Annotated in this window: 22 protein-coding genes; 10 read left to right on the plus strand and 12 right to left on the minus strand. The window is 61.7% G+C overall.

What is annotated here, in order from left to right:
• Window positions 1-179 precede the first annotated feature (179 nt).
• From ureE to M2400_RS03835, 5 genes are all read left to right on the plus strand, one after another.
• On the plus strand, window positions 180-680 hold the full coding sequence (ureE, locus tag M2400_RS03815; RefSeq protein ID WP_177041329.1) for an urease accessory protein UreE: 501 nt from the start codon (window positions 180-182) through the stop codon (window positions 678-680).
• Entirely contained in the window at window positions 677-1351 is a 675-nt protein-coding gene (locus tag M2400_RS03820; protein ID WP_177041327.1) for an urease accessory protein UreF, read from the plus strand. The genes ureE and M2400_RS03820 overlap by 4 nt, the downstream gene beginning before the upstream one ends.
• 23 nt (window positions 1352-1374) lie before the next feature.
• The gene (gene ureG, locus M2400_RS03825; RefSeq protein ID WP_003217431.1) at window positions 1375-1989 is read left to right on the plus strand and encodes an urease accessory protein UreG; all 615 of its coding nucleotides are present in this window, start codon (window positions 1375-1377) and stop codon (window positions 1987-1989) included.
• 24 nt (window positions 1990-2013) lie between these two features.
• Window positions 2014-2586: a HupE/UreJ family protein gene (locus tag M2400_RS03830; protein ID WP_177076174.1), complete on the plus strand. Its 573-nt coding sequence runs from the start codon at window positions 2014-2016 to the stop codon at window positions 2584-2586.
• Between the two features lie 168 nt (window positions 2587-2754).
• Window positions 2755-3885, plus strand: coding sequence for an AGE family epimerase/isomerase (locus M2400_RS03835; protein ID WP_177114145.1), 1131 nt, complete (start codon window positions 2755-2757; stop codon window positions 3883-3885).
• Here the strand turns inward: M2400_RS03835 and M2400_RS03840 are convergent.
• The 9 genes from M2400_RS03840 to M2400_RS03880 all read right to left on the minus strand — a co-directional run bounded on the left by M2400_RS03840 (window position 3857) and on the right by M2400_RS03880 (window position 15023).
• Window positions 3857-4762: a cation diffusion facilitator family transporter gene (locus M2400_RS03840; protein WP_177114147.1), complete on the minus strand. Its 906-nt coding sequence runs from the start codon at window positions 4760-4762 to the stop codon at window positions 3857-3859. The two genes, M2400_RS03835 and M2400_RS03840, sit on opposite strands and share 29 nt — an antisense overlap.
• 224 nt (window positions 4763-4986) lie before the next feature.
• Window positions 4987-5754, minus strand: coding sequence for an SDR family oxidoreductase (locus M2400_RS03845; RefSeq protein ID WP_169386496.1), 768 nt, complete (start codon window positions 5752-5754; stop codon window positions 4987-4989).
• A 792-nt stretch (window positions 5755-6546) separates the two neighbouring features.
• Window positions 6547-7263, minus strand: coding sequence for an ABC transporter ATP-binding protein (locus M2400_RS03850; RefSeq protein WP_003217439.1), 717 nt, complete (start codon window positions 7261-7263; stop codon window positions 6547-6549).
• Entirely contained in the window at window positions 7260-8135 is an 876-nt protein-coding gene (locus tag M2400_RS03855; protein ID WP_010173909.1) for an ABC transporter ATP-binding protein, read from the minus strand. The genes M2400_RS03850 and M2400_RS03855 overlap by 4 nt, the downstream gene beginning before the upstream one ends.
• The gene (livM, locus tag M2400_RS03860) at window positions 8132-9409 is read right to left on the minus strand and encodes a high-affinity branched-chain amino acid ABC transporter permease LivM (RefSeq protein WP_177041321.1); all 1278 of its coding nucleotides are present in this window, start codon (window positions 9407-9409) and stop codon (window positions 8132-8134) included. Before livM ends, M2400_RS03855 begins: the two co-directional genes overlap by 4 nt.
• Window positions 9410-9411: 2 nt before the next feature.
• Window positions 9412-10326 (minus strand): ABC transporter permease subunit, encoded by a 915-nt coding sequence (locus tag M2400_RS03865; protein WP_003217447.1) that lies wholly within the window; start codon window positions 10324-10326, stop codon window positions 9412-9414.
• A gap of 253 nt (window positions 10327-10579) precedes the next feature.
• Window positions 10580-11716 (minus strand): branched-chain amino acid ABC transporter substrate-binding protein, encoded by a 1137-nt coding sequence (locus tag M2400_RS03870; protein WP_177133081.1) that lies wholly within the window; start codon window positions 11714-11716, stop codon window positions 10580-10582.
• Between the two features lie 376 nt (window positions 11717-12092).
• On the minus strand, window positions 12093-13376 hold the full coding sequence (locus M2400_RS03875; protein ID WP_177041317.1) for an FAD-binding oxidoreductase: 1284 nt from the start codon (window positions 13374-13376) through the stop codon (window positions 12093-12095).
• 156 nt (window positions 13377-13532) lie between these two features.
• The gene (locus tag M2400_RS03880; RefSeq protein ID WP_177041315.1) at window positions 13533-15023 is read right to left on the minus strand and encodes an aldehyde dehydrogenase family protein; all 1491 of its coding nucleotides are present in this window, start codon (window positions 15021-15023) and stop codon (window positions 13533-13535) included.
• A gap of 155 nt (window positions 15024-15178) precedes the next feature.
• On the opposite strand from M2400_RS03880, the gene M2400_RS03885 reads away from it, so the two are divergent.
• The 3 genes from M2400_RS03885 to nadE all read left to right on the plus strand — a co-directional run bounded on the left by M2400_RS03885 (window position 15179) and on the right by nadE (window position 18334).
• The gene (locus M2400_RS03885) at window positions 15179-16075 is read left to right on the plus strand and encodes a LysR family transcriptional regulator (RefSeq protein WP_177041313.1); all 897 of its coding nucleotides are present in this window, start codon (window positions 15179-15181) and stop codon (window positions 16073-16075) included.
• 213 nt (window positions 16076-16288) lie between these two features.
• The gene (gene pncB / locus M2400_RS03890) at window positions 16289-17503 is read left to right on the plus strand and encodes a nicotinate phosphoribosyltransferase (protein ID WP_177041311.1); all 1215 of its coding nucleotides are present in this window, start codon (window positions 16289-16291) and stop codon (window positions 17501-17503) included.
• Window positions 17504-17506: 3 nt separating this feature from the next.
• Window positions 17507-18334: an ammonia-dependent NAD(+) synthetase gene (gene nadE / locus M2400_RS03895; protein WP_177041309.1), complete on the plus strand. Its 828-nt coding sequence runs from the start codon at window positions 17507-17509 to the stop codon at window positions 18332-18334.
• A 306-nt stretch (window positions 18335-18640) separates the two neighbouring features.
• Here nadE and azu read toward each other — a convergent pair whose 3' ends face one another.
• Window positions 18641-19087, minus strand: a complete 447-nt coding sequence (gene azu / locus M2400_RS03900; RefSeq protein ID WP_177041307.1) for an azurin — start codon at window positions 19085-19087, stop codon at window positions 18641-18643.
• Window positions 19088-19424: 337 nt separating this feature from the next.
• Between azu and M2400_RS03905 the strand changes: the two genes are divergently transcribed.
• Both M2400_RS03905 and M2400_RS03910 read left to right on the plus strand, forming a co-directional pair.
• Window positions 19425-20012: a TIGR00730 family Rossman fold protein gene (locus M2400_RS03905; RefSeq protein ID WP_063033377.1), complete on the plus strand. Its 588-nt coding sequence runs from the start codon at window positions 19425-19427 to the stop codon at window positions 20010-20012.
• 68 nt (window positions 20013-20080) lie between these two features.
• Window positions 20081-20269 carry a hypothetical protein gene (locus M2400_RS03910; protein ID WP_010173886.1) on the plus strand — a complete coding sequence of 63 codons (189 nt, stop codon included), beginning with the start codon at window positions 20081-20083 and terminating at the stop codon, window positions 20267-20269.
• A gap of 109 nt (window positions 20270-20378) precedes the next feature.
• Here M2400_RS03910 and M2400_RS03915 read toward each other — a convergent pair whose 3' ends face one another.
• Both M2400_RS03915 and M2400_RS03920 read right to left on the minus strand, forming a co-directional pair.
• Window positions 20379-21269: a transglutaminase family protein gene (locus M2400_RS03915; RefSeq protein ID WP_177041306.1), complete on the minus strand. Its 891-nt coding sequence runs from the start codon at window positions 21267-21269 to the stop codon at window positions 20379-20381.
• Entirely contained in the window at window positions 21269-23755 is a 2487-nt protein-coding gene (locus M2400_RS03920; protein ID WP_259195298.1) for a circularly permuted type 2 ATP-grasp protein, read from the minus strand. The genes M2400_RS03915 and M2400_RS03920 overlap by 1 nt, the downstream gene beginning before the upstream one ends.
• Between the last annotated feature and the right edge of the window lie 60 nt (window positions 23756-23815).

Genomic DNA, 23815 nt, shown 5'->3' on the forward strand with positions numbered 1-23815 from the left:
GCTGAGCGCCCGAATCCGGTGCTATAAATCCATTCACGCACCAAAATGAAACATTTTGGAATAATTTCCTGCGCCATGAGGTGGCACACGCCGCCTGCCTACAGGGAATTCCCACTCCCCGCGTGGTTGGCAAGACCCTTGCTCTAGCTTGCTTATCGCTCATAGCTGGAAGCTTTCTGATGCTGGTGATCCACCGCCGAATCGCCCCCGAACCCGTCTGGGCCGCCGAGTTGCTGCTGAATTTCGAAGCCCGCAGCAAAAGCCGCCTGCGCTGTTTCAGTGCCGAAGGAGAAGACGTCGGCCTGTTTCTGGAGCGCGGCCAGCCGCCGCTGCACGATGGTGAATTCCTACAGGCTGAAGACGGACGCGTCGTACGCGTGTGCGCCCGCCCTGAACAACTGCTGCACGTCACCTGCGGCAACGCCTTTGAACTGACCCGCGCCGCCTATCACCTCGGCAACCGCCACGTGGCCCTGCAAGTGGGTGACGGCTGGCTGCGCCTGCTCGATGACTACGTGCTCAAGGCCATGCTGGATCAATTGGGCGCCACCACTGAAACCCTTTCAGCGCCGTTTCAGCCGGAACACGGCGCCTATGGCGGCGGCCACCATCATTCCCGTCATGGCGACGAAGACTTCAACTACCCGCCCAAGCTGCACCAGTTCGGCGTTCGTCCATGAACCCAGCCTGGGCGCTGTTGCGTCTGGCCAGTCCGCAGTTGCCGATTGGTGGCTACAGCTATTCACAGGGCCTGGAAATGGCCGTGGAGCAAGCCCGCGTGACCGACCCGGCGAGTGCCGGGCGCTGGATCAGCGATCAATTATTGCTCAACCTGGCGCGCTTTGAGGCGCCGCTGCTGCTCGCCCACTGCAAGGCTGGCGCAGAAGAAGACTGGCCGCGCCTCGCGCAGTTGTGTGAAGAACACCGCGCCAGCCGCGAAACCCGCGAGCTGTATCAGGAAAGTCGGCAGATGGGCTATTCCCTCGCGCAACTGCTCAACGGCTTGCCGGAGCTGGACGCCGCCGCTCGGGATTTTCTGGCGCAACGCGGCGAACCGCATCTCGCACTCGGCTGGGCCCTGGCCGCCCGCGCCTGGCAGATCAGCCCCGACGACGCCCTGGCCGCCTGGCTGTGGAGCTGGCTGGAAAACCAGCTGGCGGTGCTGATGAAGACCTTGCCCCTGGGCCAGCAAGCCGCCCAGCGCCTGACCAGTGAACTGCTGCCGCTGTTGCAACAAGCCCAGCAGGGCGCCAGCCAACTCGACCCCAATCACTACGGCAGCGCCGCGTTTGGTCTGTCCCTGGCGTGCATGGCCCATGAGCGCCAGTACAGCCGCCTGTTCCGTTCCTAGGGCCCCTTATTTTGGAGAATCACATGAACACACAACCCCTGCGCGTCGGCATCGGCGGCCCGGTCGGCTCCGGCAAGACCGCCCTGACCCTGGCCCTGTGCCTGGCCCTGCGCGACCGCTACAACCTGGCGGTGGTCACCAACGATATCTACACCCGCGAAGATGCCGACTTCCTGGTGCGCAACCAGGCCCTGGCGCCCGAGCGCATCATCGGCGTGGAAACCGGCGGCTGCCCCCACACCGCGATTCGTGAAGACGCCTCGATCAACCTCGAAGCCGTGGACCAGTTGAACCGGCGCTTTCCCGGCCTGGACCTGATCCTGGTGGAATCCGGCGGCGACAACCTGTCGGCCACGTTCAGCCCGGAACTGTCGGACCTGACCATCTACGTGATCGACGTGTCGGCTGGCGACAAGCTGCCGCGCAAGGGTGGCCCGGGGATCTGCAAATCCGACCTGCTGGTGATCAACAAGATCGACCTGGCGCCGCTGGTGGGCGCGTCCCTGGAGCTGATGAACAGCGACACCCAGCGCATGCGCGGCGGTAAACCCTTCGTCTTCAGCAATCAGAAAACCGGCGTCGGCCTGGAAGAAATCGTCGCCTTCATTGAACGCCAAGGTCTGCTGACTGCAGCCTGATCAACCTGAACAAGGAGCCTGTCCATGCGCCTCAACACACTTCTCGCCGCCGCAGCCTTGCTGCTCACTCCCGCCCTCGCCTTCGCCCACCCCGGGCATGGCGACAACGGCCTGGTGGCCGGTATCAGTCACCCGCTGGGCGGCATTGACCATCTGCTGGCGATGCTCGCCGTGGGCTTGTGGGCCGCTCAACAAAAGGGCTCGGCGCGCTGGGCGCTGCCGTGCACCTTTGTCGGCACCATGCTGATCGGTGGGATGCTGGGCTTTGAAGGCCTGGCATTGCCGGCGCTGGAAAGCGGGATTGCCGCGTCGGTACTCGCGCTGGGCCTGGCGGTGGCGCTGGCGGTACGGCCGCCGTTGTTTGTGGCGGTGGCGGCGACGGCGCTGTTTGCACTGTTCCATGGCGTGGCTCATGGTCTGGAACTGCCGGACATGTCCAGCCCTTGGGCGTATGCCGCAGGGTTTGTGGCTGCGACGGCGGTTCTGCATGCGGCGGGTTATGCCGTGGTGCGTTTCCTGCCGGCGGCGGCAGCGCCGTTGGTACGGGTGGCCGGGGCGGCTTCGGCGGCGACTGGGGTCTGGTTGCTCGCTGCCTGAGATTTACGGCGTTTCTAATGGCCTCATCGCGGGCAAGCCCGACTCCCACAGTTGACTGAGTACTCCTGTGGGAGCCGGGCTTGCCCGCGATGACGGACTCACAGCCACCACCTACCTCAAGCCTGATACCATGTCGCGCAAACACCCCTGCCGTGACGACGCCAGCCGATGCCCATCGCTCCAAGCTCCGCCCTCAAGCCTCAATTGACCGCCGTGTTGACGCACTTCCACAACCTGATCGTGCCGCTCTGGCAAGGCCCGGGCTGGAATGCCGACCTGGCGCTGCCTTATGAAGCCCTGGACGCCGACCATCGGCCTTTGCCCCCGCAACGCTACCGCGCCATGGCCTGTGCCCGGCAGTTGTACCTGTTCGCCAGCCTGATCGCCGAGCCCGGCGCAGCCTTTGCCGAAGAGCGCGCCGCCGCGCTGTTCCGCTCCCTGCAACGGCACTTCCACGACGCCGAGCACGGCGGCTGGTTCTACAGCATCGACGCCCACGGCAAGCCGCTGGATAAACGCAAAGACCTCTACACCCACGCCTTCATCATCTTCGCCTGCGCCCACTATTGGGCCAAGGTGCGTGAGCCGCTGGTGGAATCGGTGCTCGATGCCGCCCTGGAAGTGGTCGCCGAACGCTTCGCCACCGGCGACGGCCTGTACGAAGCGGTGCTGGAACGTAACTGGTCGTCGCTCAAATCCGGCCCCCTGCAAAACCCGCTGATGCACCTCGCCGAAGGCTTCCTCGCCACCCTGGCCGTGCGTGAAGACGCCGTGACGCAAGACGCCTTGCTGGACCTGGCCAACGCCATGCAGAAGCGCTTCATCGACCGCCAGCACGGCGTGATGATGGAGAAACCGCTGGGCGCTGTGGATAACTGGTTTGAGCCGGGGCACCAGTTCGAATGGTTCTTCCTGCTGGAATCTTCAGACCTGTTGCGTGGCACACCGCTGCACACATCGCTGAACAAAGCGTTCAGCTATGCCGAGCAGAAGGGTGTGGATAACGCGACGGGCGCGGTCAGCGGCATGCTGGCCCTGGACGGCAGCGTGCGCGACGGCACCCAGCGTATCTGGGCCCAGGCCGAATACCTGCGGGCGCTGACCTTGCGGCCCAACAGCGAAGCCGTGCTGCAACGCCAATTGCTGGCGCTGCAACAGCGCTTCCTGCACGACAAAGGCTGGAATGAATGCCTGGATGCCAAGGGGCAAGTCAGCCGACGGGATATGCCGTCGACCACGCCTTACCACTTGGCCACGTGCTACCTGGGCCTTACGCAATCCATTTGCGATCCCCGGTAAAACTGATCGTCAGCCAGCGCGCCGCGTCTGGCTTGCCCAGCCCTGTGGATATCTCTTCGCGCAGCCCGTCCAGGGTGGCGACGTTATCCACCGGGTAATCCGCCGGCAGCACCACATGAATCTCGATAAACCGCGCCCGCCCGTGCTTCTGCACGTAGGACACGTAGTCGTCGAAACCATGCCTGGCCACCGCAGCATCCATCACTTCGCGCACTTTGCCGTCCAGTTGGTCCGGCACGATCCCCAGCACATCCCGCAGCGCCGGGCGCAGGATCTTGAAGGCCGGCGCCAGCATGCTCAGCGCCAGCAGGATCAGGATCAGCGGGTCGACATACACCGCCCACTGCCCATAGCCCTGGGACTTGAGCAACAGCGCAGCCAGGAAGCTCACCAGCAGCCCCACCGACAGCATGGCGTCCACCAGCCAGCTGATGTTGTCGAACTGGATCAGCGACGATTTGAGCGTGCGATTGCGGTAGCGTACGTAGAAGAAATAGGCGAACTCGACAACGGTAAACACCGCCGCGTAGATGATCACCAGGCCCAACTCGATATCGCGCCCGCCATTGATAATGCCGAACACACCATTGAGAAACGCATAGATGGCGATCAACAGCAAAAAGCTGCCTTCGATCAGCAGCACCATGGGTTCCAGGTGCCAGTAGCCGAACTGGAAACGCTCGTTGCTTTTCTTGGCGATCAGCTTGGCCGTGATCAGCATTAACACCTTGATGGCGGTGGCGATCAGCGAGAAAAAGCCGTCGAATAAAATCGATTGGGCGCCCGACACCACACCCGTGACAATCCCGGCGATCGCGACCGCGAACATCAGAATCGTCGATTGTTTGAGCAGCGACTGCTCACCTCGGTTACTCACATATCCTCCTGTCAAAACCTTGAAACCGCAGAGCGCGGCGGGGTTTTCCGGAGTGGAGTGTACCTTATGTCCTGTTTTGGCCGATTTGCCGCATTTTCCAGGCTGACAAAAAACCTGTGGCGAGGGAGCTTGCTCCCGCTGGGGCGCGGAGCGGCCCTGGCTTTTTTGGGGCCGCTTCGCAGCCCAGCGGGAGCAAGCTCCCTCGCCACAAAAGCTCGGTGTGCTTAGCCCTTGGCACCACGCTCAATCGCAAACCCGGCCCAGGTCTGGCTCACCGGCATCAGCTCCAGGCGGTTGATGTTCACGTGCGCCGGGGTGTTCAGCACCCAGAAGATCGTGTCCGCAATATCCTGCGGCTGGATCGGCTCGGCACCGGCGTAGGTCGCGTCATAACGCGCCTGGTCACCGGCAAAGCGCACCAGGGAGAACTCGCTTTCACACAGGCCCGGCTCGATGTTAGTCACCCGCACGCCCGTGCCTTGCAAATCACAGCGCAGGTTCAGCGAGAACTGTTTGACGAAGGCCTTGGTGCCGCCATACACGTGGCTGCCCGGGTACGGGTAGCTGCCGGCGATGGAACCGAGGTTGATGATGCCGGCGCCACGGCCATGGGCGATCAGGCGCGGCAACAGCAGGCTGGTGGTGGTCAGCAGGCCCTTGATGTTGGTGTCGACCATGGTTTCCCAATCGTCGAGGCTGCACTTGGGCGCCGGGTCGGTACCCACCGCCAGGCCGGCGTTGTTGATCAGGCCGCGCAGGGTGCTGAAGGATGGCGGCAGGTTGGCGATCGCCTCTTCCATGGCCTTGCGGTCACGTACGTCCACCACCAAGCCGTGCACTTCGGTCTGCTTGGAAAGCTCGGCGCACAGGGCGTTCAAACGCTCTGCGCGGCGGCCGGTGAGCACCAGTTTCCAACCGGCTTCGGCAAAACGCCGGGCACAGGCTTCGCCAAAACCCGAGGTCGCGCCAGTAATAAACAGCGTATTGGACATGGTGTTCTCCTTGCAGGGCTACGAGGTAAAAAATCAGCCAGCAGAATGCCCGGCCCGCGGGCTGGCGGCAACTGATACACGCTGTGGACAGAGGTGAACGCCTCTCATGTTGTACAAAATTCAACCAATCACTCGAAACCCACACAGGCCGTGGCATGCAGCCATGTGCGCGCACGTTATCCACAGCCCCGTCCACAGTCTTTGGGGGCAAGTGCAAAAGCTGAAAGCCGCGGTATACAAGGCTTCCAGCGCGATTCAAAAAGTTTTTTGCTTGACCTTGGCCCAGCCGTATGTAGCCCGGTTCAAAACGGTGCAACCAGGACGATGGCTCCAGGCCAGTCATTCCGGCCTCTGCGGCACTCTTTCCAGAGTTTAGTCACAGACTTATCCACAGGATGGAGTGACATATTCCGGTCATATACCTGTGTCTTTAAACAGGTTGACAAACCCCGCGGACGGCCGCGAAAAAACCGCTGATCAAAAAATAACCACCACGCTGCAAGCCGCGAAAACAAAGGCCTCCAGCCAGCTACTCCCACGTTACCCACAGCCGGTTCCACAGTGGTTGGGGACAAGTCAAAACTGTGACAAAACAGGGATTTGCGGCGGCTATATGTCGCGCTTTGGCAGGTGCCCGGATTTGTTGTCCACAATTTGGGGAAAGCCTGCAGGCGACGCAAAAAAATGTGGGAGCTGGCTTGCCTGCGATGCAGACACCTCGGTCATTCAGGCAAACCGAGGTGATGCTATCGCGGGCAAGCCCGGCTCCCACAGGAGGGTTATGCGCCAGGCTTAATGCCCGCCGAGGTAGGCGTTACGCACTTCCTCATTCACCAGCAGCTCCTTGCCGGTGCCTGTGAGGCGAATCTCGCCGTTGACCATCACGTACGCCCGGTCCGACAAGCGCAACGCATGGTTGGCGTTCTGCTCCACCAGAAAGATGGTCATGCCGGTGGACGCCAACTCCCGCAGTGTGGAAAAAATCTGCTTCACCACAATCGGCGCCAGCCCCAGGCTCGGCTCGTCCAACAGCAACAGCTTGGGCCGGCTCATCAGCGCACGGGCGATGGCGAGCATCTGCTGCTCACCACCGGACATGGTCATCGCCCGCTGGTTACGCCGCTCCTTGAGCCGCGGGAACAGTTCGAACATGCGCTGCATGTCCTCGGTGGCAAACTTGTCGCCAATCGGGATGGTGCCCATCAGCAGGTTTTCCTCGACGGTCATGTCGGGGAACACCCGCCGCCCTTCCGGCGACTGCGCAATGCCGTTGGAGGCGATGTAGTGGGACGACTTGTGGGTAATGTCGACGCCGCGGTAGATGATCTGCCCGGACTCGGCCCGTGGCTGGCCGAAGATCGACATCAGCAGCGTGGATTTACCCGCGCCGTTGGAGCCGATCAGGCTCACGGTTTCGCCTTCGTTGATGTGCAGCGAGACTTTTTTAAGCGCCTGGATCGGGCCGTAGAACACGTCCAGGTCTTTCAGTTCGAGGATTGGCTCACTCATACCAGTTCCTCTTCATCAGCGCCCAGGTAAGCCGCGATCACTTTAGGGTCATTGCGGATTGCTTCAGGGCCGCCCTCGGCAATCACGTTGCCGTGGTCCAGCACCACGATGTGGTCGGAAATACTCATCACCATGCCCATGTCGTGTTCGATCAGCACCACCGTCAGGTCGTGTTCGTCCCGCAGCAGGCGAATCATCGCGCTGAGGGCTTCGGTTTCCTGGGGGTTGAGGCCGGCCGCCGGTTCGTCGAGGCAGATGATCTGCGGCCGGGTGCACATGGCGCGGGCGATTTCCAGGCGGCGTTGTTGGCCGTAGGACAGTTCGCCGGCCAGGCGGTTGGCGCAGTCCACCAGGTCCACCACTTCCAGCCAGTAGAACGCATGGTCGAGGGCGTCGCTTTCAGCCTTGCGGTAGCCCTTGGTGTTGAGGATACCCGCGAGCATGTTGCGGTTGACCCACATGTGCTGAGCCACCAGCAGGTTCTCCACCACCGACATTTCCTTGAACAGGCGAATGTTCTGGAAGGTGCGCGCCAAACCGGCACGGTTCACCAGGTGAGTACCACCGAACATTTTGTAGAACACGCGGCTGAAGAAGCTTTTCGGTGAGACAAAGTCGGTGGCCTTGAAGCGCTCGCCGAGCAACTGGATCACGTTGGTCTGCTTGCCGCGCACATTCAGTTCGATCTTGCCGCCGGAGGCTTTGTAGAAACCGGTCAGGCAGTTAAACACCGTGGTCTTGCCGGCGCCGTTGGGGCCGATCAGGGCGAAGATCGAGTTGCGTTCGACCTTGAGGCTCACATCGCTCAAGGCCTTGATGCCACCGAAGTGCATCATCAGGTGTTCAACGGAAAGGACGACTTCCTTACTCATGGCGCCACTCCTTTACGTGGGACGACACCGGTACGGCTGATGCGGATCAGCCCGCGTGGTCGCCAGATCATCATCACCACCATCAACACGCCGAACAGCAGCACGCGGTATTCAGAGAAGCTGCGCAGCAGTTCCGGCGCCACGGTCAACACGAACGCGGCAATCACCACGCCGACGGTGGAGCCCATGCCGCCCAACACCACGATGGCGAGGATCAGCGCCGACTCGAAGAAGGTGAACGACGACGGGTTGACGAAGCCCTGGTAGCTGGCGAAAAACACCCCGGCCAAACCGGCAGTGGACGCGCCGATGGTGAACGCCGAGAGCTTCACCAGCACGTGGTTGAGGCCCATGGAACGGCAGGCGATTTCATCTTCGCGCAAGGCTTCCCACGCGCGGCCCACCGGCATGCGAGTCAGGCGGTGCTTGATGTACAGCACCAGCAGCACCACCAGGAACAGCACGATGTAGATAAACAGGAATTTGATGTTGGGGTTGTAGTCGATGCCGAAGAACTCGTGGAACGGCACCCCGCCATCCTTCGCCTTGCGCACAAACTCCAGGCCGAAAAACGTGGGCGACGGCACCGGCATGCCGTTCGGGCCACCGGTAAACGACAGCCAGTTGTTCAGCACCAGGCGGATGATTTCACCGAAGCCCAGGGTCACGATCGCCAGGTAATCGCCGTGCATTCGCAGCACCGGGAACCCGAGTATGCACCCCGCCAACGCGGCACAGATCGCTGCCAACGGCAGCACCGACCAGAAGCCCAGACCGAGGTATTGATAACCCAGCGCCAGGCCGTAGGCACCGATGGCGTAGAACGCCACGTAGCCCAGGTCGAGCAGCCCGGCCAGGCCCACCACGATGTTCAGGCCCAGTCCCAGCAACACGTAGATCAGCCCGAGGATCACCACGGTCAGCAGGTATTTGTTGGCGAAGAACGGGAACACGATGGCAATCACGATCAACGCCGGGATGATCCAGCGCAGGCGCGATTTGTAGTCCGGCTTGAGTACATGCACACCGGAGCCGGTGCTTTCAAAGCCCTGGAGAATCCGCAGGCCCCTGGGGGTTTGCAGGAACAGGCTCATGGCAAACCGGCCGACCATCACAATGGCCACCAGGATGCCGACACGCGCCGGTTCCAGGTTGAAGCTGTAGCCGTCGAGGACCACGCCGACGATCGGACCGAACACGATCAGCGAAATCAGCCCGGCGAGTACCGCATCGACGACACTTTTCTTGATATCGATAGAGTAGGCAGCAGACATAGTTATACCTTCGCCACGAGTGGGCGACCGAGCAGGCCCTGGGGACGGAAAATCAGGATCACCACCAGCAGGGAGAAACTGAACACGTCTTTGTAGTCAGAGTTGATCAACCCCGAGAACAGCGACTCGGAAATACCCAGGATGATCCCGCCCAGCATGGCCCCAGGCAGGGAACCGATGCCGCCGAGTACCGCTGCGGTAAATGCCTTGATGCCGATGATGAAGCCGGCATAGAAGTCGAACGTGCCGTAGTTCAGGGTGATCAGCACACCGGCCAACGCGGCCATGGCGGCACCGATCACGAATACGTAGGAGATAACCCGGTCGGTGTTGATACCGAGGATCGACGCCATTTTGCGGTCTTGCTGGGTTGCGCGGCACATGCGGCCGAGCTTGGTGTACTTGATGATGTAGGTCAGCAGGCCCATGCCGACGAACGCGGCCACCAGGATAAACACCTTGGTGTAGGTCAGTTGCACGAACCCGGTGCCGATATCGACTCTCCAGGCGCCGGCCAGCAGCGTCGGGATGCCTTGTTGCTTGGCGCCCTGGGCGATCTGCGCGTAGTTCTGCAGGATCAGCGAGATACCGATGGCGCTGATCAGCGGTGCCAGTCGGGTGGAGTTGCGCAGCGGTTTGTAGGCGACACGCTCGATGACCCAGCCGTAAACGCCGGTAACGACGACGGTGAAAATCAGGGTGCCAAGGATGAGCAGCGGGAAGGATTCGATGCCGAAGTAAGCCAGCAGTGCCAGACTGATCGCCGCGAGGTAAGCGGAAATCATATAAACCTCGCCGTGGGCGAAGTTGATCATGCCAATGATGCCATAGACCATTGTGTAGCCGATGGCGATCAAGCCATAGACCGACCCGAGGGTCAGCCCATTGACCAGTTGCTGCAGGAAAATACCATCCATAACGCAATCTCACGCAGTGAGAGCCTGCACACCTGTGGGTGTGCGGATCTTCTAGGAGGAAAAGACAGACACAAAAGGGGCTGGCAACCAAGTCCCCGTGTGGGAGCTGGCTTGTGTGGGAGTCGGGCTTGCCCGCGATGCAGACACCTCGCAATGTCAGTCAAACCGAGGTGACGCTATCGCAGGCAAGCCAGCTCCCACAAAAGCCCGGCTCCCACAGGGTCAAGTGGCGTCTAACCGATCGCGCTAACTATTACTTCTGCTTTTCCAGCTGGTGATACTTGCCGTCCTTGTCCCACTGGTAAACCACATAGTCGGAGACTTTCAGGTCGCCCTTGGCGTCCCAATTCTTCTCGCCCATGACGGTTTTGACCGGGTGGGCTTTGAGCCATTTGGCCGCGTCTTCGCCCTTGTTGGACTTGGCGCCATTGAAGCCAGCGGCCAGGGCCTGGATCGAAGCGTAGGCGTACAGGGTGTAGCCCTCAGGCTCGGTGCCATTTTTGCGGAACTCTTCCACCACGGTCTTGCTGTCTGGCAGCAGGCGCGGGTCGGCGCCGAAGGTCATGTACACGCCGTTCACGTACTGTGCACCACCGGCGGTTGCTACCAGTTCATCGGTGACCACACCGTCATCGGACATGAACTTGACGTCTTTGAGGCCCGCTTCACGAATCTGGCGAACCAGTGGACCGGCTTCCGGGTGCAGGCCGCCGAAGTACACGACGTCAGCACCGGTGGAGCGGATCTTGGTGACCAGGGCGCTGAAGTCTTTCTCGCCACGGGTCAGGCCTTCTTCCAGCACCGGCTTCACGCCGCGCTTGGTCAACTGCGCCGCGGTGGCGTCAGCCAACCCTTTGCCGTAGGTGTCCTTGTCGTTGATAACCGCGACTTTCTTGCCCTTGAGCACGTCGACGATGTAGTCGCCAGCCACGATGCCCTGCTGGTCGTCACGACCACACATACGGAACACCGCCGACAGGCCGCGCTCGGTGACCTGTGGGTTGGTGGAGCCCGGGGTGATCATGATGATGCCCGCTTCGTCGTAAACCTCAGACGCCGGGATAGTGTTGGACGAGCAGAAGTGCCCGACCACGCCGATCACTTTGTCCTGGTCTGCCAGACGGTTGGCCACGGCCACCGCTTGCTTGGGTTCGCAGGCGTCGTCGCCGGCCACCAGCTTGATCTGCTCGCCGTTGATGCCGCCAGCCTTGTTGATGACATCGGCTGCCGCCTGGGCACCCTTCATGTACTGCTCACCAAATGCCGCGTTGGCGCCGGTCATCGGCCCCGCTACGCCAATCTTCACATCAGCTTGAGCAAACGCAGAAACACCCAGCGCAGCAGCAACTGCGAGGGCTACAAAACCTTTCTTGTAAAACGTCTGGGACATGAGTGGTGCTCCGAGGTTTTTGTTGAATTGGCACTGCAGCTTCACTTCAAAAACTTTCAGCGAAAGCCCAGAGCAAGCGGCGTGCCATTACGTTTTTATTATTCAAAAAGACACGGTGTCATTGTTATTGCAGGTTTTTGGGCGCCTTTTGATTGGACGTGCAACCGTCTATCTCAGCCGGGTGCAACCATTGGATCCATAAAGTGCAACCCGACTGATCAAGCACTGCAACCCGGCCATTAAAGGGCCACCCTTGAACCTGTAACAGCGTGCGTAACGGAAGTGCACATTTACAGTGCGTTACTGCTACGACTCGCACCAATACAGATTAGTAGCCGGCTAAGAAAATGCAGGCTTCTGAGCGGTATTTCGTTGATCAGATCACGATCCGCAGGCATTGGCCCGCGTGATACAGCGAGAATCCCGCCTCATACAAACAGCTGCGCAGGCCGACACCGGCCAAGGGCTGCATCGGTGCGAACGGGATCGGCAGCGCCTGTGGATCCTGGTGACACAGGTAATCGGCAAAGGCTTTGCCCACCACACTGCCGGTCGTCACCCCACGCCCGTTGTAACCGGTGACCGCCACCAGCCCCGGCGCCGGTTCGAACAGGCGCATCAGGTGGTCCGGGGTGAAGGCGATGCAGCCGGTCCAGGTGCATTCCCACTGCACCGGCTTGAGGTACGGGAAGTAGTGCTGCTGCACCCGATCGGCCCAGGCCTTGAGGAACCACGCGGGTTTCTGGTTGCCATTGCCCAGGCTGCCGAGCAACAGCCGGCCTTCGGCATCGCGGCGGATGCTGCTGAGAACCTGGCGGGTGTCCCAGGAGCCCTGGCCGCCGGGGAGGATTTGTTGTGCGGCGTCGTCGGTCAGCGGGGCCGACGCCACCTGGTAGTAATAGCCGGGGAAAAAGTTGCGGCGCAGCTCGGTCCACTCGCCCTCGGTGTAGGCGTTGGAGGCGATCACCACTTGTTCGGCCTGCACCGAGCCCTGGGCAGTTTGCACAGACCAGCGTTGGCCCTGGCGCTCCAGTTGGGTGACCGGGGAATGGTCGAACAGTTGCCCGCCCAACCCGACGGCGGCATTGGCCAAGCCGCTGGTGTAGGCCATCGGGTTCAGGGTGCCCGCACGCCGATCCAGCAAGGCGGCGGCGATCTTTTTAGTACCGGTGGCTTGCTCGCAGGCCGCGCCGGTCAACAGCTCCACCGGGGCGCCGCGACGCTTCCATTGTTCTTCACGACTGCGCAGATCCGCCTCGCCACGGGCGTTGTGCGCCATGTGCAAGGTGCCCTCGCGGCGCAGTTGGCAATCAATGTTGTATTTGTCGATCAGGCTGAACACCAGGGACGGTGCCGCGCCGAGCATGCGGTTGAGCTGGCTGCCTACCGCTTCGCCGAAACCGGCTTCGATCTCGTCCGGAGGAATCCACATCCCGGCGTTGACCAGGCCCACGTTGCGCCCCGAACCACCGTGGCCGGTGCGATGGGCTTCGAGTACGACGACGCTTTTACCTTGTTCCAGCAAGTGAATGGCCGCCGACAAACCGGTGATACCGGCACCGATCACGCACACATCCACGTTGACCTCGCCCTTGAGCGCGGCACGATCCGGCCGGCCAGGGGTGAGTTGTTCCCACAAACATGCTTCGCGTAATGCCATTGCCAGACTCCGATGAGACCTAACAAACCACTATTTTTGATGTGCGAACCCGATCAAATGTAGGAGCTGGCTTGCCTGCGATAGCATCAACTCGGTGTAACTGATGTACCGAGTTATGCGTATCGCAGGCAAGCCAGCTCCTACATGAGCAGAGACTCAGTCGAAGGTAATGCCCTGGGCCAGCGGCAGTTCCAGCGAGTAGTTCACGGTATTGGTCTGGCGACGCATGTACCCGCGCCACGCATCCGAACCCGACTCACGCCCGCCGCCGGTCTCTTTCTCACCGCCAAACGCGCCACCAATCTCCGCGCCGCTCGGGCCGATGTTGACGTTGGCGATCCCGCAGTCGCTGCCCACAGCCGACATGAACTGCTCGGCTTCACGCACGTCGGTGGTGAAGATGCACGACGACAGGCCTTGAGGCACGGCGTTGTTCAGGCGCAGCGCTTCGGCGAAATCGGTATAGCCCACCACGTACAGGATCGGGGCGAAGGTTTCGGTGCACACCACGTCACTCTGCTCCGGCATTTCCACGATGGCCGGCGACACGTAGTAGGCATTGGGGAATTTATCTTCCAGTTGACGCTTGCCGCCAAACACCCGGCCGCCTTCGCTCAAGGCCTGTTCCAGGGCGTCCTGCATGTTGTCGAAGCTGTGCTTGTCGATCAGCGGGCCGATCAGGTTGCCTTCCAGCGGGTGGCCGATGCGCACCTTGGAGTAAGCAGCCTTGAGACGGGTGACGATTTCTTCTTTCACCGACTCATGGGCGATCAACCGGCGCAGGCTGGTGCAGCGCTGGCCGGCGGTACCGACGGCGCTGAACAGGATGGCGCGCACGGCCATGTCCAGGTCGGCGCTTGGGCCGAGGATCATCGCGTTGTTGCCGCCCAGTTCGAGAATGCTGCGGGCAAAACGCGCGGCGACTTTCGGCGCCACTTCGCGGCCCATGCGGGTGCTGCCGGTGGCGCTGATCAGCGCCACACGTGGGTCATCCACCAGTGCGGCACCGGCGTCACGACCACCGATGATCACTTGGCTCAGGTACTCGGGGGCACCGTCGAACTTCTTCAGCACGCGCTCGAACAACGCCTGGCAGGCCAAGGCGGTGAGCGGGGTCTTTTCCGAGGGTTTCCAGATCACCGCGTTGCCGCATACCAGCGCCAGCGCGGTGTTCCACGCCCATACGGCCACCGGGAAGTTAAAGGCGCTGATCACGCCGACTACGCCCAGCGGGTGCCAGGTTTCACGCATATGGTGGCCCGGGCGCTCGGAGGCGATGGTCAAGCCATACAGTTGGCGCGACAGGCCGACAGCGAAGTCGCAGATGTCGATCATTTCCTGCACTTCACCCAAACCTTCCTGGGTGATCTTGCCGGCTTCCCACGACACCAGCTCGCCGAGGTCGGCCTTGTATTCACGCAACACGTCGCCGAACTGGCGCACCAACTCACCACGACGGGGGGCGGGCACCTTGCGCCAAGCGTCGAATGCATGCTCGGCGCGACTGACCTGTTGCTCCACCTCGGCGGCGCCTTCCCAGTGCACGCTGGCAATCCGGCTGCCATCAATGGGCGAATGCACGGGCTGTTTGCCCGACTGGTACAGCGCCGGGTTTACCCCGAGACGATCAAGCAATGCGGCAACCATGGGTCACTCCTTCAAGCTACAAATACAAAATATGCGCCGCCAGTTCCCGCGACGATCCAGACCTTATTTGTAGCTGGCCCAAGACTTGCCAACAAACGACGATTAGGCGAGATATCATTCCGTTTATTCATGCTAAGAACAAAAAGAGGCGTGCCGTGCTCAATAAAAGACATTTGCCCTCGATCACCGCCTTGCAGTGTTTCGAAGCGGTCACCCGCCACCTGAGTTTTACCCGCGCCGCCGAGGAGCTGAACCTCACCCAGAGCGCCGTCAGCAAACAGGTCGCGCAGCTGGAAGAACTGCTGCAGCACCTGCTGTTTCGCCGGGTGCGCCGCCGCTTACAGATGACCCCGGCGGGCGATCTGTACCTGGTGGAAGTGCGCAAGATCCTCACCCAGGTGGAAATGTCCACCCACTACCTGCGCTCCTACGGCGGCGAGACCGAAGTGCTGCGGGTGTCCACGCCGTACACCTTCGGCGCCCGCTGGCTGGTGCCGCGCCTCAAGGGCTGGCGGCTGCGACATCCGCAGATTCACCTGGACCTGTGCAACGAACAGGAGCCGGACGAGTTGCTGCAAGGCAAGGCCGACCTGGCGTTCTACTTTGGCCAGGGCTCACGGCCCGGCACCGAGAGCCTCAAGCTGTTCAGCGAAGAGCTGGTGCCCGTGTGCTCGCCCGACAGCCTGCCCGCGCAACCCTTTACCGACCCCACGCAACTCAGCGAACTGGTGCTGCTGCAAAACGCTTCGCGCCCGCAAGGCTGGCACGACTGGTTCGCCGCCCAGGGTTATCACACCGAACACAGCTACCACGGGCCGCGCTTCGAGACCTTTTATATGTGCATCCGTGCCGCCCAGGTCGGCTGTGGTGTGGCGCTGTTGCCACGCTTCCTGGTGGAGGAAGAATTGGCCGAGGGCAAGCTGGTGATCCCCTGGCAGCACGCGATGCCGAGCCAGGATGCGTATTACCTCGCCTACCCCGAGCACTCGGCGGAAGTGCCCAAGGTGCGGGATTTTGTGAAGTGGATGATGGAGCAAGTCGAGCCTGTTTGATTTTCTTTGCCTGCAATACCGCTATCGCAGGCAAGCCAGCTCCCACCTTTTGGAATGCATTCACCTGTGGGAGCTGGCTTGCCTGCGATGGCGTCAGTGGTCCCACCGAAAAAACTGCTGGCAAAACAGCACAGGTCTATGCGCCACTAGCACCATTCCTTAATTGTGCGTAAAGGTCGGCGCCCATCGCCGACCCGTCTGGAGATTCCCGTTATGAGCGAGAGTGTGTTTGCCGATCGCATCGTGCAGAACCTGCTCGACACCGACTTCTACAAGCTGACCATGATGCAGGCGGTGCTGCACAACTACCCGAACGTGGAAGTTGAATGGGAGTTTCGTTGCCGTAACAGTGAAGACCTGCGCCCGTACCTGGCGGAGATCCGCTACCAGATCGAGCGCCTGGCCGAGTTGAGCCTGAGCCCCGACCAACTGGGCTTCCTGGAACGCATCAGCTTCATGAAGCCGGATTTCCTGCGCTTCCTCGGGCTGTTTCGCTTCAACCTGCGCTACGTGCACACCGGCATCGAAAACGGCGAGCTGTTTATCCGCCTGCGTGGGCCATGGCTGCATGTGATCCTGTTTGAAGTGCCGATGCTGGCGATTGTCAGCGAAGTGCGTAACCGCTATCGCTACCAGAGCGTGATCCTCGAACAGGCCCGCGAGCAGCTGTATCGCAAGTTCGACTGGTTGACCGCCAACGCCAGCGTCGAAGAACTGTCCGAATTGCAGGTGGCGGATTTCGGCACCCGCCGGCGCTTCTCCTACCGCGTGCAGGAAGAAGTGGTGAACGTGCTCAAGCACGACTTCCCCGGGCGTTTTGTCGGTACCAGCAACGTGCACCTGGCCCGCGAGCTGGACATGAAGCCCCTGGGCACCATGGCCCACGAATGGATCATGGCCCACCAGCAACTGGGCCCGCGGCTGATCGACAGCCAGATCGCCGCCCTCGATTGCTGGGTACGCGAATACCGTGGCCTGCTGGGCATCGCCCTGACCGATTGCATCACCACCGACGCGTTCCTCGGCGATTTCGACCTGTACTTCGCCAAGCTGTTCGACGGCCTGCGCCACGACTCCGGTGACCCGGTGCAATGGGCCGAAAAGGCCATCGCCCACTACCACAAGCTGGGGATCGAGCCGATGAGCAAGACCCTGGTGTTCTCCGACAGCCTGTCACTGCCCAAGGCGCTGGAGATTTTCCGCGCGCTGCGGGGTCGGATCAATGTGAGCTTCGGCATCGGCACCAACCTGACCTGTGATATTCCAGGTGTGGAACCGATGAGCATCGTGCTTAAAATGACTGCCTGCAATGGCCAGCCCGTCGCGAAGATTTCTGATGAAGCGGGCAAGACCCACTGCACCGATCCGAATTTCGTCGCCTATTTGCGCCACGTTTTCAAAGTACCTGCCCTACCCAGCAAGGAGTGAATCATGCAAGCCGTACAGCGCGAGATTGCTGAACAGCTCAAGGTCCAGCCGCCATTCAAGGACCAGGCCGCCCTGGAGGCGGAGGTCGCCCGGCGCGTTACCTTTATCCAGGATTGCCTGCTCAATTCAGGCCTCAAGACGTTGGTGCTGGGTATCAGCGGCGGCGTCGATTCCCTGACCGCCGGCCTGCTGGCCCAACGCGCGATGGAAGAGTTGCGGGCCGCCAAGGGTGACGAGGCCTACCGCTTTATCGCGGTGCGCCTGCCCTACGAGACCCAGTTCGACGAACACGACGCCCAGGCGTCCGTGGACTTTATCGAGCCCGACGAGCGTCACACCGTAAACATCGGCCCGGCGGTGAAATCCCTGGCCAATGAAGTGGCGGCGTTTGAAGGCAAGGCGGCGGTCTCCCGGGACTTCGTGCTGGGCAACACCAAGGCGCGCATGCGCATGGTGGCGCAGTACACCATCGCCGGCGCGGCCGGTGGGCTGGTGATCGGTACCGACCATGCGGCGGAAGCGGTGATGGGCTTTTTCACCAAGTTCGGTGATGGCGCCTGCGACCTGGCACCGCTGAGCGGGCTGGTGAAAAACCAGGTACGCGCGATTGCCCGGCACTTTGGTGCACCGGAGTCACTGGTAGAGAAAATCCCGACGGCCGACCTCGAAGACCTGTCGCCAGGCAAACCGGACGAGGCGTCCCACGGCGTGACCTATGCCGAGATCGATGCCTTCCTGCACGGCGAGCCGGTACGCGAGGAAGCGTTCCGGATCATTTGCGAGACCTATCGCAAGACCGAGCACAAGCGGGTGATGCCGTTTGCGCCATAAGCTGACGTAGCAGCTCATTCTGGCAAAAGGGCTTACTGTGGTGAAGGAGCTTGCTGTAGCGAGGGAGCTTGCTGTAGCGAGGGAGCTTGCTGTAGCGAGGGAGCTTGCTGTGGCGAGGGAGCTTGCTCCCGCTGGGGCGCGAAGCGCCCCCCGAAACCCGCTTACCGCTTTTTCTGATGCTACGCGGTGACCTTATTGGGGCTGCTCCGCAGCCCAGCGGGAGCAAGCTCCCTCGCCACAAAAGCAGCTTGCCTACAGCTCAAAAAAAAGCGCCCCGAAGGGCGCTTTTTTTTGCCTGAAGAATGATTACTTCAGGGTCACAGTGCCTTTCATCATCGAGATGTGGCCTGGGAACGAGCAGAAGAACGAGTAGTCAGTACCTGCCGCCAGCTTCGACACGTCGAAGGTCACGGAGTCTTTCTCGCCGGCACCGATGATCTTGGTGTGGGCGATGATGCGGGTGTCGCCATCTTTCAGGTAGTTCTTGTCGATACCGGCAGCCATGCCGTCGCTGGCGATGCCAGGCATGTCGGCGGTGGAACTCAGCACCCAGTTATGGCCCATGACGTTTTTCGGCAAGCTGCCGGAGTGGGTCAACTCAACGGTGAACGTCTTGCAGCTCTTGTCGATTTCGACGGCCTTGGTGTTGAAGGACATCTGGTCAGTGGAGTCGACAGTGACCTTGCACTCTGCAGCAAGCAACTGGCCGCTAGCCAGAGTCAGCAGGGAAACAGCAACGAGTTTGGCAAACATGTGAATCTCCAGGGCAGGGTTTAAAAAACGCATATTGCGACAAGGGTGCCTGAGTCAGGCAGGACTTCATATGATCTGTATCAACAGATTGTATACAACTTTAGGCTATCAGACTCATCGACACAATCTACCGGCCAAAGTCCCGAGGCCAGCCTATGATCGGCTCATCTTCCTCCTGGAGTCCGAGCCATGCACCTCAATAGCCTGTTCCGCAGCCTGCTTGCCGCCTACGCCTGTGGTGCCAGCGGCACGTACGAAACACCTCAACGCGAGGTTTAATCCTTTGAGAGACGCAAGCCAGCCTTTACTCTTTAGCCACAACTGAGTGGAGTCAGGTATGTCTTTGAAGTCTGTCTGTGTGTTTTGCGGTGCCAGCAGCGGCACCAACCCGGCCTACCGTGAAGCGGCCGTGGCCCTTGGGCGCGCCCTGGCCGAGCGCAAGCTCACCCTGGTGTATGGCGGCGGCGCCGTGGGCCTGATGGGTATCGTCGCGGATGCGGCCCTGGAAGCCGGTGGCGAGGTGATCGGGATTATTCCCGAAAGCCTGAAAGTCCTGGAAATCGGTCACAAAGGCCTGACCCGCCTGGAAGTGGTCGACGGCATGCACGCTCGCAAGGCGCGCATGGCCGAGCTGAGCGACGCGTTCATTGCGCTGCCGGGCGGCCTGGGCACCCTGGAAGAACTGTTCGAAGTCTGGACCTGGGGCCAACTCGGCTACCACGGCAAACCGCTGGGTTTGCTCGAAGTGAACGGTTTTTACCGAAAGTTGACCGATTTTCTCGATCATATCGTCGGCGAAGGTTTCGTCCGCGCACCGCATCGTGCCATGCTGCAAATGAGCGAATCGCCGGCTGAGCTGCTTGACGTACTGGATGCCTGGCAACCGCTGGTCCTGCCCAAATGGGTAGACCAAAAACCCGATTAACCCTTGGGACGCGATTAAAGGCAGAATACGCGCCGCTCAACCTCACCTTCGACCCCAGAGGATCGCCCATGGCAAAACCTAATTACTCCTTCGCCAAACGTCAGAGAGACTTGGCCAAAGAGCAGAAGAAAGAGGAAAAGCTGCAGCGCAAGAAACTTGCAGCCGACGAAGAAGCCGGTGCACTGAACCCGGATGCTGAAGGTACAGTGGCTACAGACGAAACCGAAGCACCGAAAGATCAGGCGCCGGACGCCTGAGAACCACTGGATTTATGTAGGAGCCGGCTTGCCGGCGATCGGGCCGAATGATCACCAGAGATCTCAAGGCCGCCATCGCCGGCAAGCCGGCTCCTACAGTGGATCTGCGCTATTCCAGCGGCATCACCGTCACCCGCACTTCCGGGTCATGGCTCCCTCCCCCCAGAATTACCCCTCGCAACGGCGAAACATCAGAAAAATCCCGGCCCCAGGCCAGGGTGATGTGTTCCAGTGCCGGCTGCACATTGTTGGTCGGATCAAAATCCACCCAACCCGACACCGGGCAAAACACCGACACCCACGCGTGGGATGCATCCGCGCCGATCAGCCGTGGCTGGCCGGGCGGTGGCTGGGTCAGCAGGTAACCACTGATATAACGCGCCGCCAGGCCCCGGGAACGCAGGCACGCGAGCATCAGGTGGGCGAAGTCCTGGCACACGCCCCGCCGGCGCTCCAGCACTTCCACCAGCGGCGTGGCGACTTGGGTGGCTTCGGCATCGAAGGTGAACTCGCTGAAGATCTTTTGCATCAGCGCCTGCACACCCAACAGCAATGGACGACCGGCGGGGAAACAGTCTTCGGAGAACTCGACGAAGCTTTTCTTCAGATGCACGTAGGGCGATTCAAACCGATAGCGACAGGCTTCGATCACCTCGGCCGACAACGGCTGGCTGCTGTAGGTCAGGCCGTTGCGTGTCTGGTCCCAGGCCGGCGACAGGTTGAAGTCCAGTGCCGGCCGCGCCAGCACTTCCACGGTCAGCCCGGCATTCACCAGCAGTTCATCATGGGGCCGCTCGAACGCCAGCCGGGTGATCGGGTTGCCAAACACGTCCAACTCATCCCGGCGCGAGGTCGGCTCGGGGCTTATCTCCAGTTGCTGCGAGCTGCAGCGCTGCCAGGCACACGGCCGCGGCCACAGGTGCGCCAGCTGCTGGGCCAGGGACACCGGGCTGTCGTAGTGGTAATGGGTATCGTGGAAAATCTGGTAGCGGGCACTCATCACACAGACACCGTTTGCTGGCTGACATCATCCACATGGGCAAAATGGCGCAAGGCCAGGCGGTCGGAGACTTGCCCGCTTTCGTCAGCCACCGCTTGCAGCAGGTCGGCCAGGCCATCCAATGCGGCACGCACGCTGGACTCACCGAACAGCGGGTTCTCCAGGCAGCCCAGGTCAAAGCGCGCCAGGCGCTCCACCAACGGCGCCAGCCCGGTTTCCCGAGGCACGCCGAAATCGTCATTCAGGCGACGCAGGGTGCGGCTCACCAGTTTCAGCTGGAACAGCACCGCGTGGGGGTTTTGCTCATCCAGCAGCAACAGGTCCAGCACCGGGATCAATTGCGGCACCGCGAGGTAACGCGAGCGATAGGTGATGCTGCTGTTGCCCAGCTCCAGCAACCACTCCAGCCCGGCCTGATCGAACACCGCCACGCCCCGCAGGAAGGCCGCGAGGCTGCTGCTGAGAAACTGCAGACGCTCGATGCGCCGGCCCATCATCAGGAAGCGCCAGCCTTCGTCGCGCGTCATGTCGTCGAGGGCAAAGCCCGACAGCGCCGCGAGGGACATCACCAGCCGGTTGAGGAAGTCGAGCAGTTCGCCGAAGTCCGGCTCTTCGCTTTCCAACTCCAGGGCTTCGCGCTGCAATTCCACCAGCGCCTGCCAGTTTTCCCGGGACAACTTGCCGCGCACCTGGGACGCCGCCCACTGCAAACGCTGCAAGTTGGCCCGCAGGCTCGACGGCCAGTCATCCCCGAGCAACGCCGCCTGAAGCCGCTCAGGCAATTCGCCCTCCTCCGGCAACAGTCGCAGGTTCTCACCCAGCTCAACCGCTGCCTGCAGCGCCAGCGGGTCATCTCCGTCGACATAGCGGGCGAGGACGATCCGCAACCAGCGCGCGCTGTCATCACAGCGCTCGCAATAGCGGCCAAACCAGAACAGGTTCTCCACCACCCGCGACGGCAGGTACGGGTCACGCCGCACCAGGTCGTGGGCGCCAATGGCTCGCTGGGCACGCCACTGTTCGACGCCGTGGGCGCGCTCGCCGAGCACCCAGGTGTCCTTGCTCGCGCCGCCGCGCTGCATTGACACCACTTCGGCATCGGCTTCGGCGGCCACTCGGGTCAGGCCGCCGGGCAGTACCCGGTAACCTTCAGCGCTGGCCACGGCGTACACGCGCATGCCGATGGCGCGGTGTTGCAGGTGATCGTCCACCGTGTGCCAGACCGGCGCCTGGGACAGTTGCGCGAGTTCCTGGGCGACGTAGGCGTAAGGTCGCGCCTGCATGCGTTCGGCCAGGGCCTGGCGCTGCTCATCGTTCAAGTCGCGGCCAAATACCGGGGTGAAACTTTGCGACGGGAACGCCGGTTTGATCAGCAGCTCCGGGAGCTTTTCCAGGGCTTCGGCCAGTACCGGCGGCTCACCGCACCACCAGGTGGCGATGGACGGCAGGATCAATTCTTCGCCAAACAGGAATTGATTGATCTTCGGCAAAAAGCCCAGCAGGCCGGGGGATTCCAGCACGCCGCTGCCCAAGGCATTGGCCACCAGCACGTTGCCTTGTCGCACCGCTTCCAGCAGGCCGGGCACGCCCAGGGCCGAGTCGGTGCGCAGCTCCAGCGGGTCGCAGAAGTCATCGTCCAGGCGGCGCATGATCGCGTGTACCCGGCGCAGGCCACTGAGGGTCTTGAGGTACACCGTGGCGTCGCGCACGGTCAGATCACCACCTTCCACCAGCGGGTAGCCGAGCTGACGGGCAAGGTACAGGTGCTCGAAATAGCTTTCGTTGAAACGGCCCGGGGTCAGCAGCACGATCAGCGGCGGCTGGTCATCGCTCGGCGCCTGGCGGGCCAGGGTTTCCTGCAAGGTGCGGAAGAAACCGGTGAGGTGCTGCACCTGCAAGTCGCGGTACAGGTCCGGGAAGGCGCGGGACACGATGGTGCGGTTTTCCAGGGCATAACCGGCGCCGGACGGCGCCTGGGTACGGTCGGCAGTGACCCACCAGCGGCCATCCGGCGTGCGCGCCAGGTCCACGGCGTACAAGTGCAGAAACGCGCCGTCGGGCGGCTGGATGCCCTGGCACGGCCAGAGGAAATTGTTATGGCCAAACACCAGCTCTGCCGGCAGCAAACCTTCGGCGATCAACCGTTGCGGGCCGTAGAGGTCGGCCAGGACCGCATTCAGCAGGCGTGCGCGCTGGGCGATGCCGGCGGAGAGTTGCTTCCACTCATCGGCGGCCAGCACGTGGGGCAACAGGTCCAGCTCCCACGGGCGATCGGCGCCCTTGGGGTCGGCGTAGACGTTGTAGGTCACGCCGTTTTCCTGGATCTGCCGGGTCAGCAAGGCCTGGCGCTGGGCCAGTTGCGCCGGAGTGCTGCGTTGCAGGTGATCGAGCAGGCGCTGCCAATGGGCACGAACCGCGCCACTGTCGTCCAGCAGTTCGTGATAAGTGCCCGCGGTCAGCGGGTAACGGTCGAGCAAGTCGGGCATGGAACGCTCGGCAGAGGCAAAGGAAGTCAGTATGTAGGAGCCGGGCTTGCCCGCGATGCA

Origin of the sequence: Pseudomonas sp. BIGb0558, from assembly GCF_024807515.1 — a bacterium.
GTDB lineage: Bacteria > Pseudomonadota > Gammaproteobacteria > Pseudomonadales > Pseudomonadaceae > Aquipseudomonas > Aquipseudomonas yamanorum_A.

Excerpts from the sequence above, each read along its gene's own strand:
- ureE (WP_177041329.1), top strand. The coding sequence starts at position 180 with ATGCTGGTGATCCACCGCCGAATCGCCCCCGAACCCGTCTGGGCCGCC.
- M2400_RS03820 (WP_177041327.1), top strand. The coding sequence starts at position 677 with ATGAACCCAGCCTGGGCGCTGTTGCGTCTGGCCAGTCCGCAGTTGCCG.
- ureG (WP_003217431.1), top strand. The coding sequence starts at position 1,375 with ATGAACACACAACCCCTGCGCGTCGGCATCGGCGGCCCGGTCGGCTCC.
- M2400_RS03830 (WP_177076174.1), top strand. The coding sequence starts at position 2,014 with ATGCGCCTCAACACACTTCTCGCCGCCGCAGCCTTGCTGCTCACTCCC.
- M2400_RS03835 (WP_177114145.1), top strand. The coding sequence starts at position 2,755 with ATGCCCATCGCTCCAAGCTCCGCCCTCAAGCCTCAATTGACCGCCGTG.
- M2400_RS03845 (WP_169386496.1), bottom strand. The coding sequence starts at position 5,754 with ATGTCCAATACGCTGTTTATTACTGGCGCGACCTCGGGTTTTGGCGAA.
- M2400_RS03850 (WP_003217439.1), bottom strand. The coding sequence starts at position 7,263 with ATGAGTGAGCCAATCCTCGAACTGAAAGACCTGGACGTGTTCTACGGC.
- M2400_RS03855 (WP_010173909.1), bottom strand. The coding sequence starts at position 8,135 with ATGAGTAAGGAAGTCGTCCTTTCCGTTGAACACCTGATGATGCACTTC.
- livM (WP_177041321.1), bottom strand. The coding sequence starts at position 9,409 with ATGTCTGCTGCCTACTCTATCGATATCAAGAAAAGTGTCGTCGATGCG.
- M2400_RS03865 (WP_003217447.1), bottom strand. The coding sequence starts at position 10,326 with ATGGATGGTATTTTCCTGCAGCAACTGGTCAATGGGCTGACCCTCGGG.
- M2400_RS03870 (WP_177133081.1), bottom strand. The coding sequence starts at position 11,716 with ATGTCCCAGACGTTTTACAAGAAAGGTTTTGTAGCCCTCGCAGTTGCT.
- M2400_RS03875 (WP_177041317.1), bottom strand. The coding sequence starts at position 13,376 with ATGGCATTACGCGAAGCATGTTTGTGGGAACAACTCACCCCTGGCCGG.
- M2400_RS03880 (WP_177041315.1), bottom strand. The coding sequence starts at position 15,023 with ATGGTTGCCGCATTGCTTGATCGTCTCGGGGTAAACCCGGCGCTGTAC.
- pncB (WP_177041311.1), top strand. The coding sequence starts at position 16,289 with ATGAGCGAGAGTGTGTTTGCCGATCGCATCGTGCAGAACCTGCTCGAC.
- nadE (WP_177041309.1), top strand. The coding sequence starts at position 17,507 with ATGCAAGCCGTACAGCGCGAGATTGCTGAACAGCTCAAGGTCCAGCCG.
- azu (WP_177041307.1), bottom strand. The coding sequence starts at position 19,087 with ATGTTTGCCAAACTCGTTGCTGTTTCCCTGCTGACTCTGGCTAGCGGC.
- M2400_RS03905 (WP_063033377.1), top strand. The coding sequence starts at position 19,425 with ATGTCTTTGAAGTCTGTCTGTGTGTTTTGCGGTGCCAGCAGCGGCACC.
- M2400_RS03910 (WP_010173886.1), top strand. The coding sequence starts at position 20,081 with ATGGCAAAACCTAATTACTCCTTCGCCAAACGTCAGAGAGACTTGGCC.
- M2400_RS03915 (WP_177041306.1), bottom strand. The coding sequence starts at position 21,269 with ATGAGTGCCCGCTACCAGATTTTCCACGATACCCATTACCACTACGAC.
- M2400_RS03920 (WP_259195298.1), bottom strand. The coding sequence starts at position 23,755 with ATGCCCGACTTGCTCGACCGTTACCCGCTGACCGCGGGCACTTATCAC.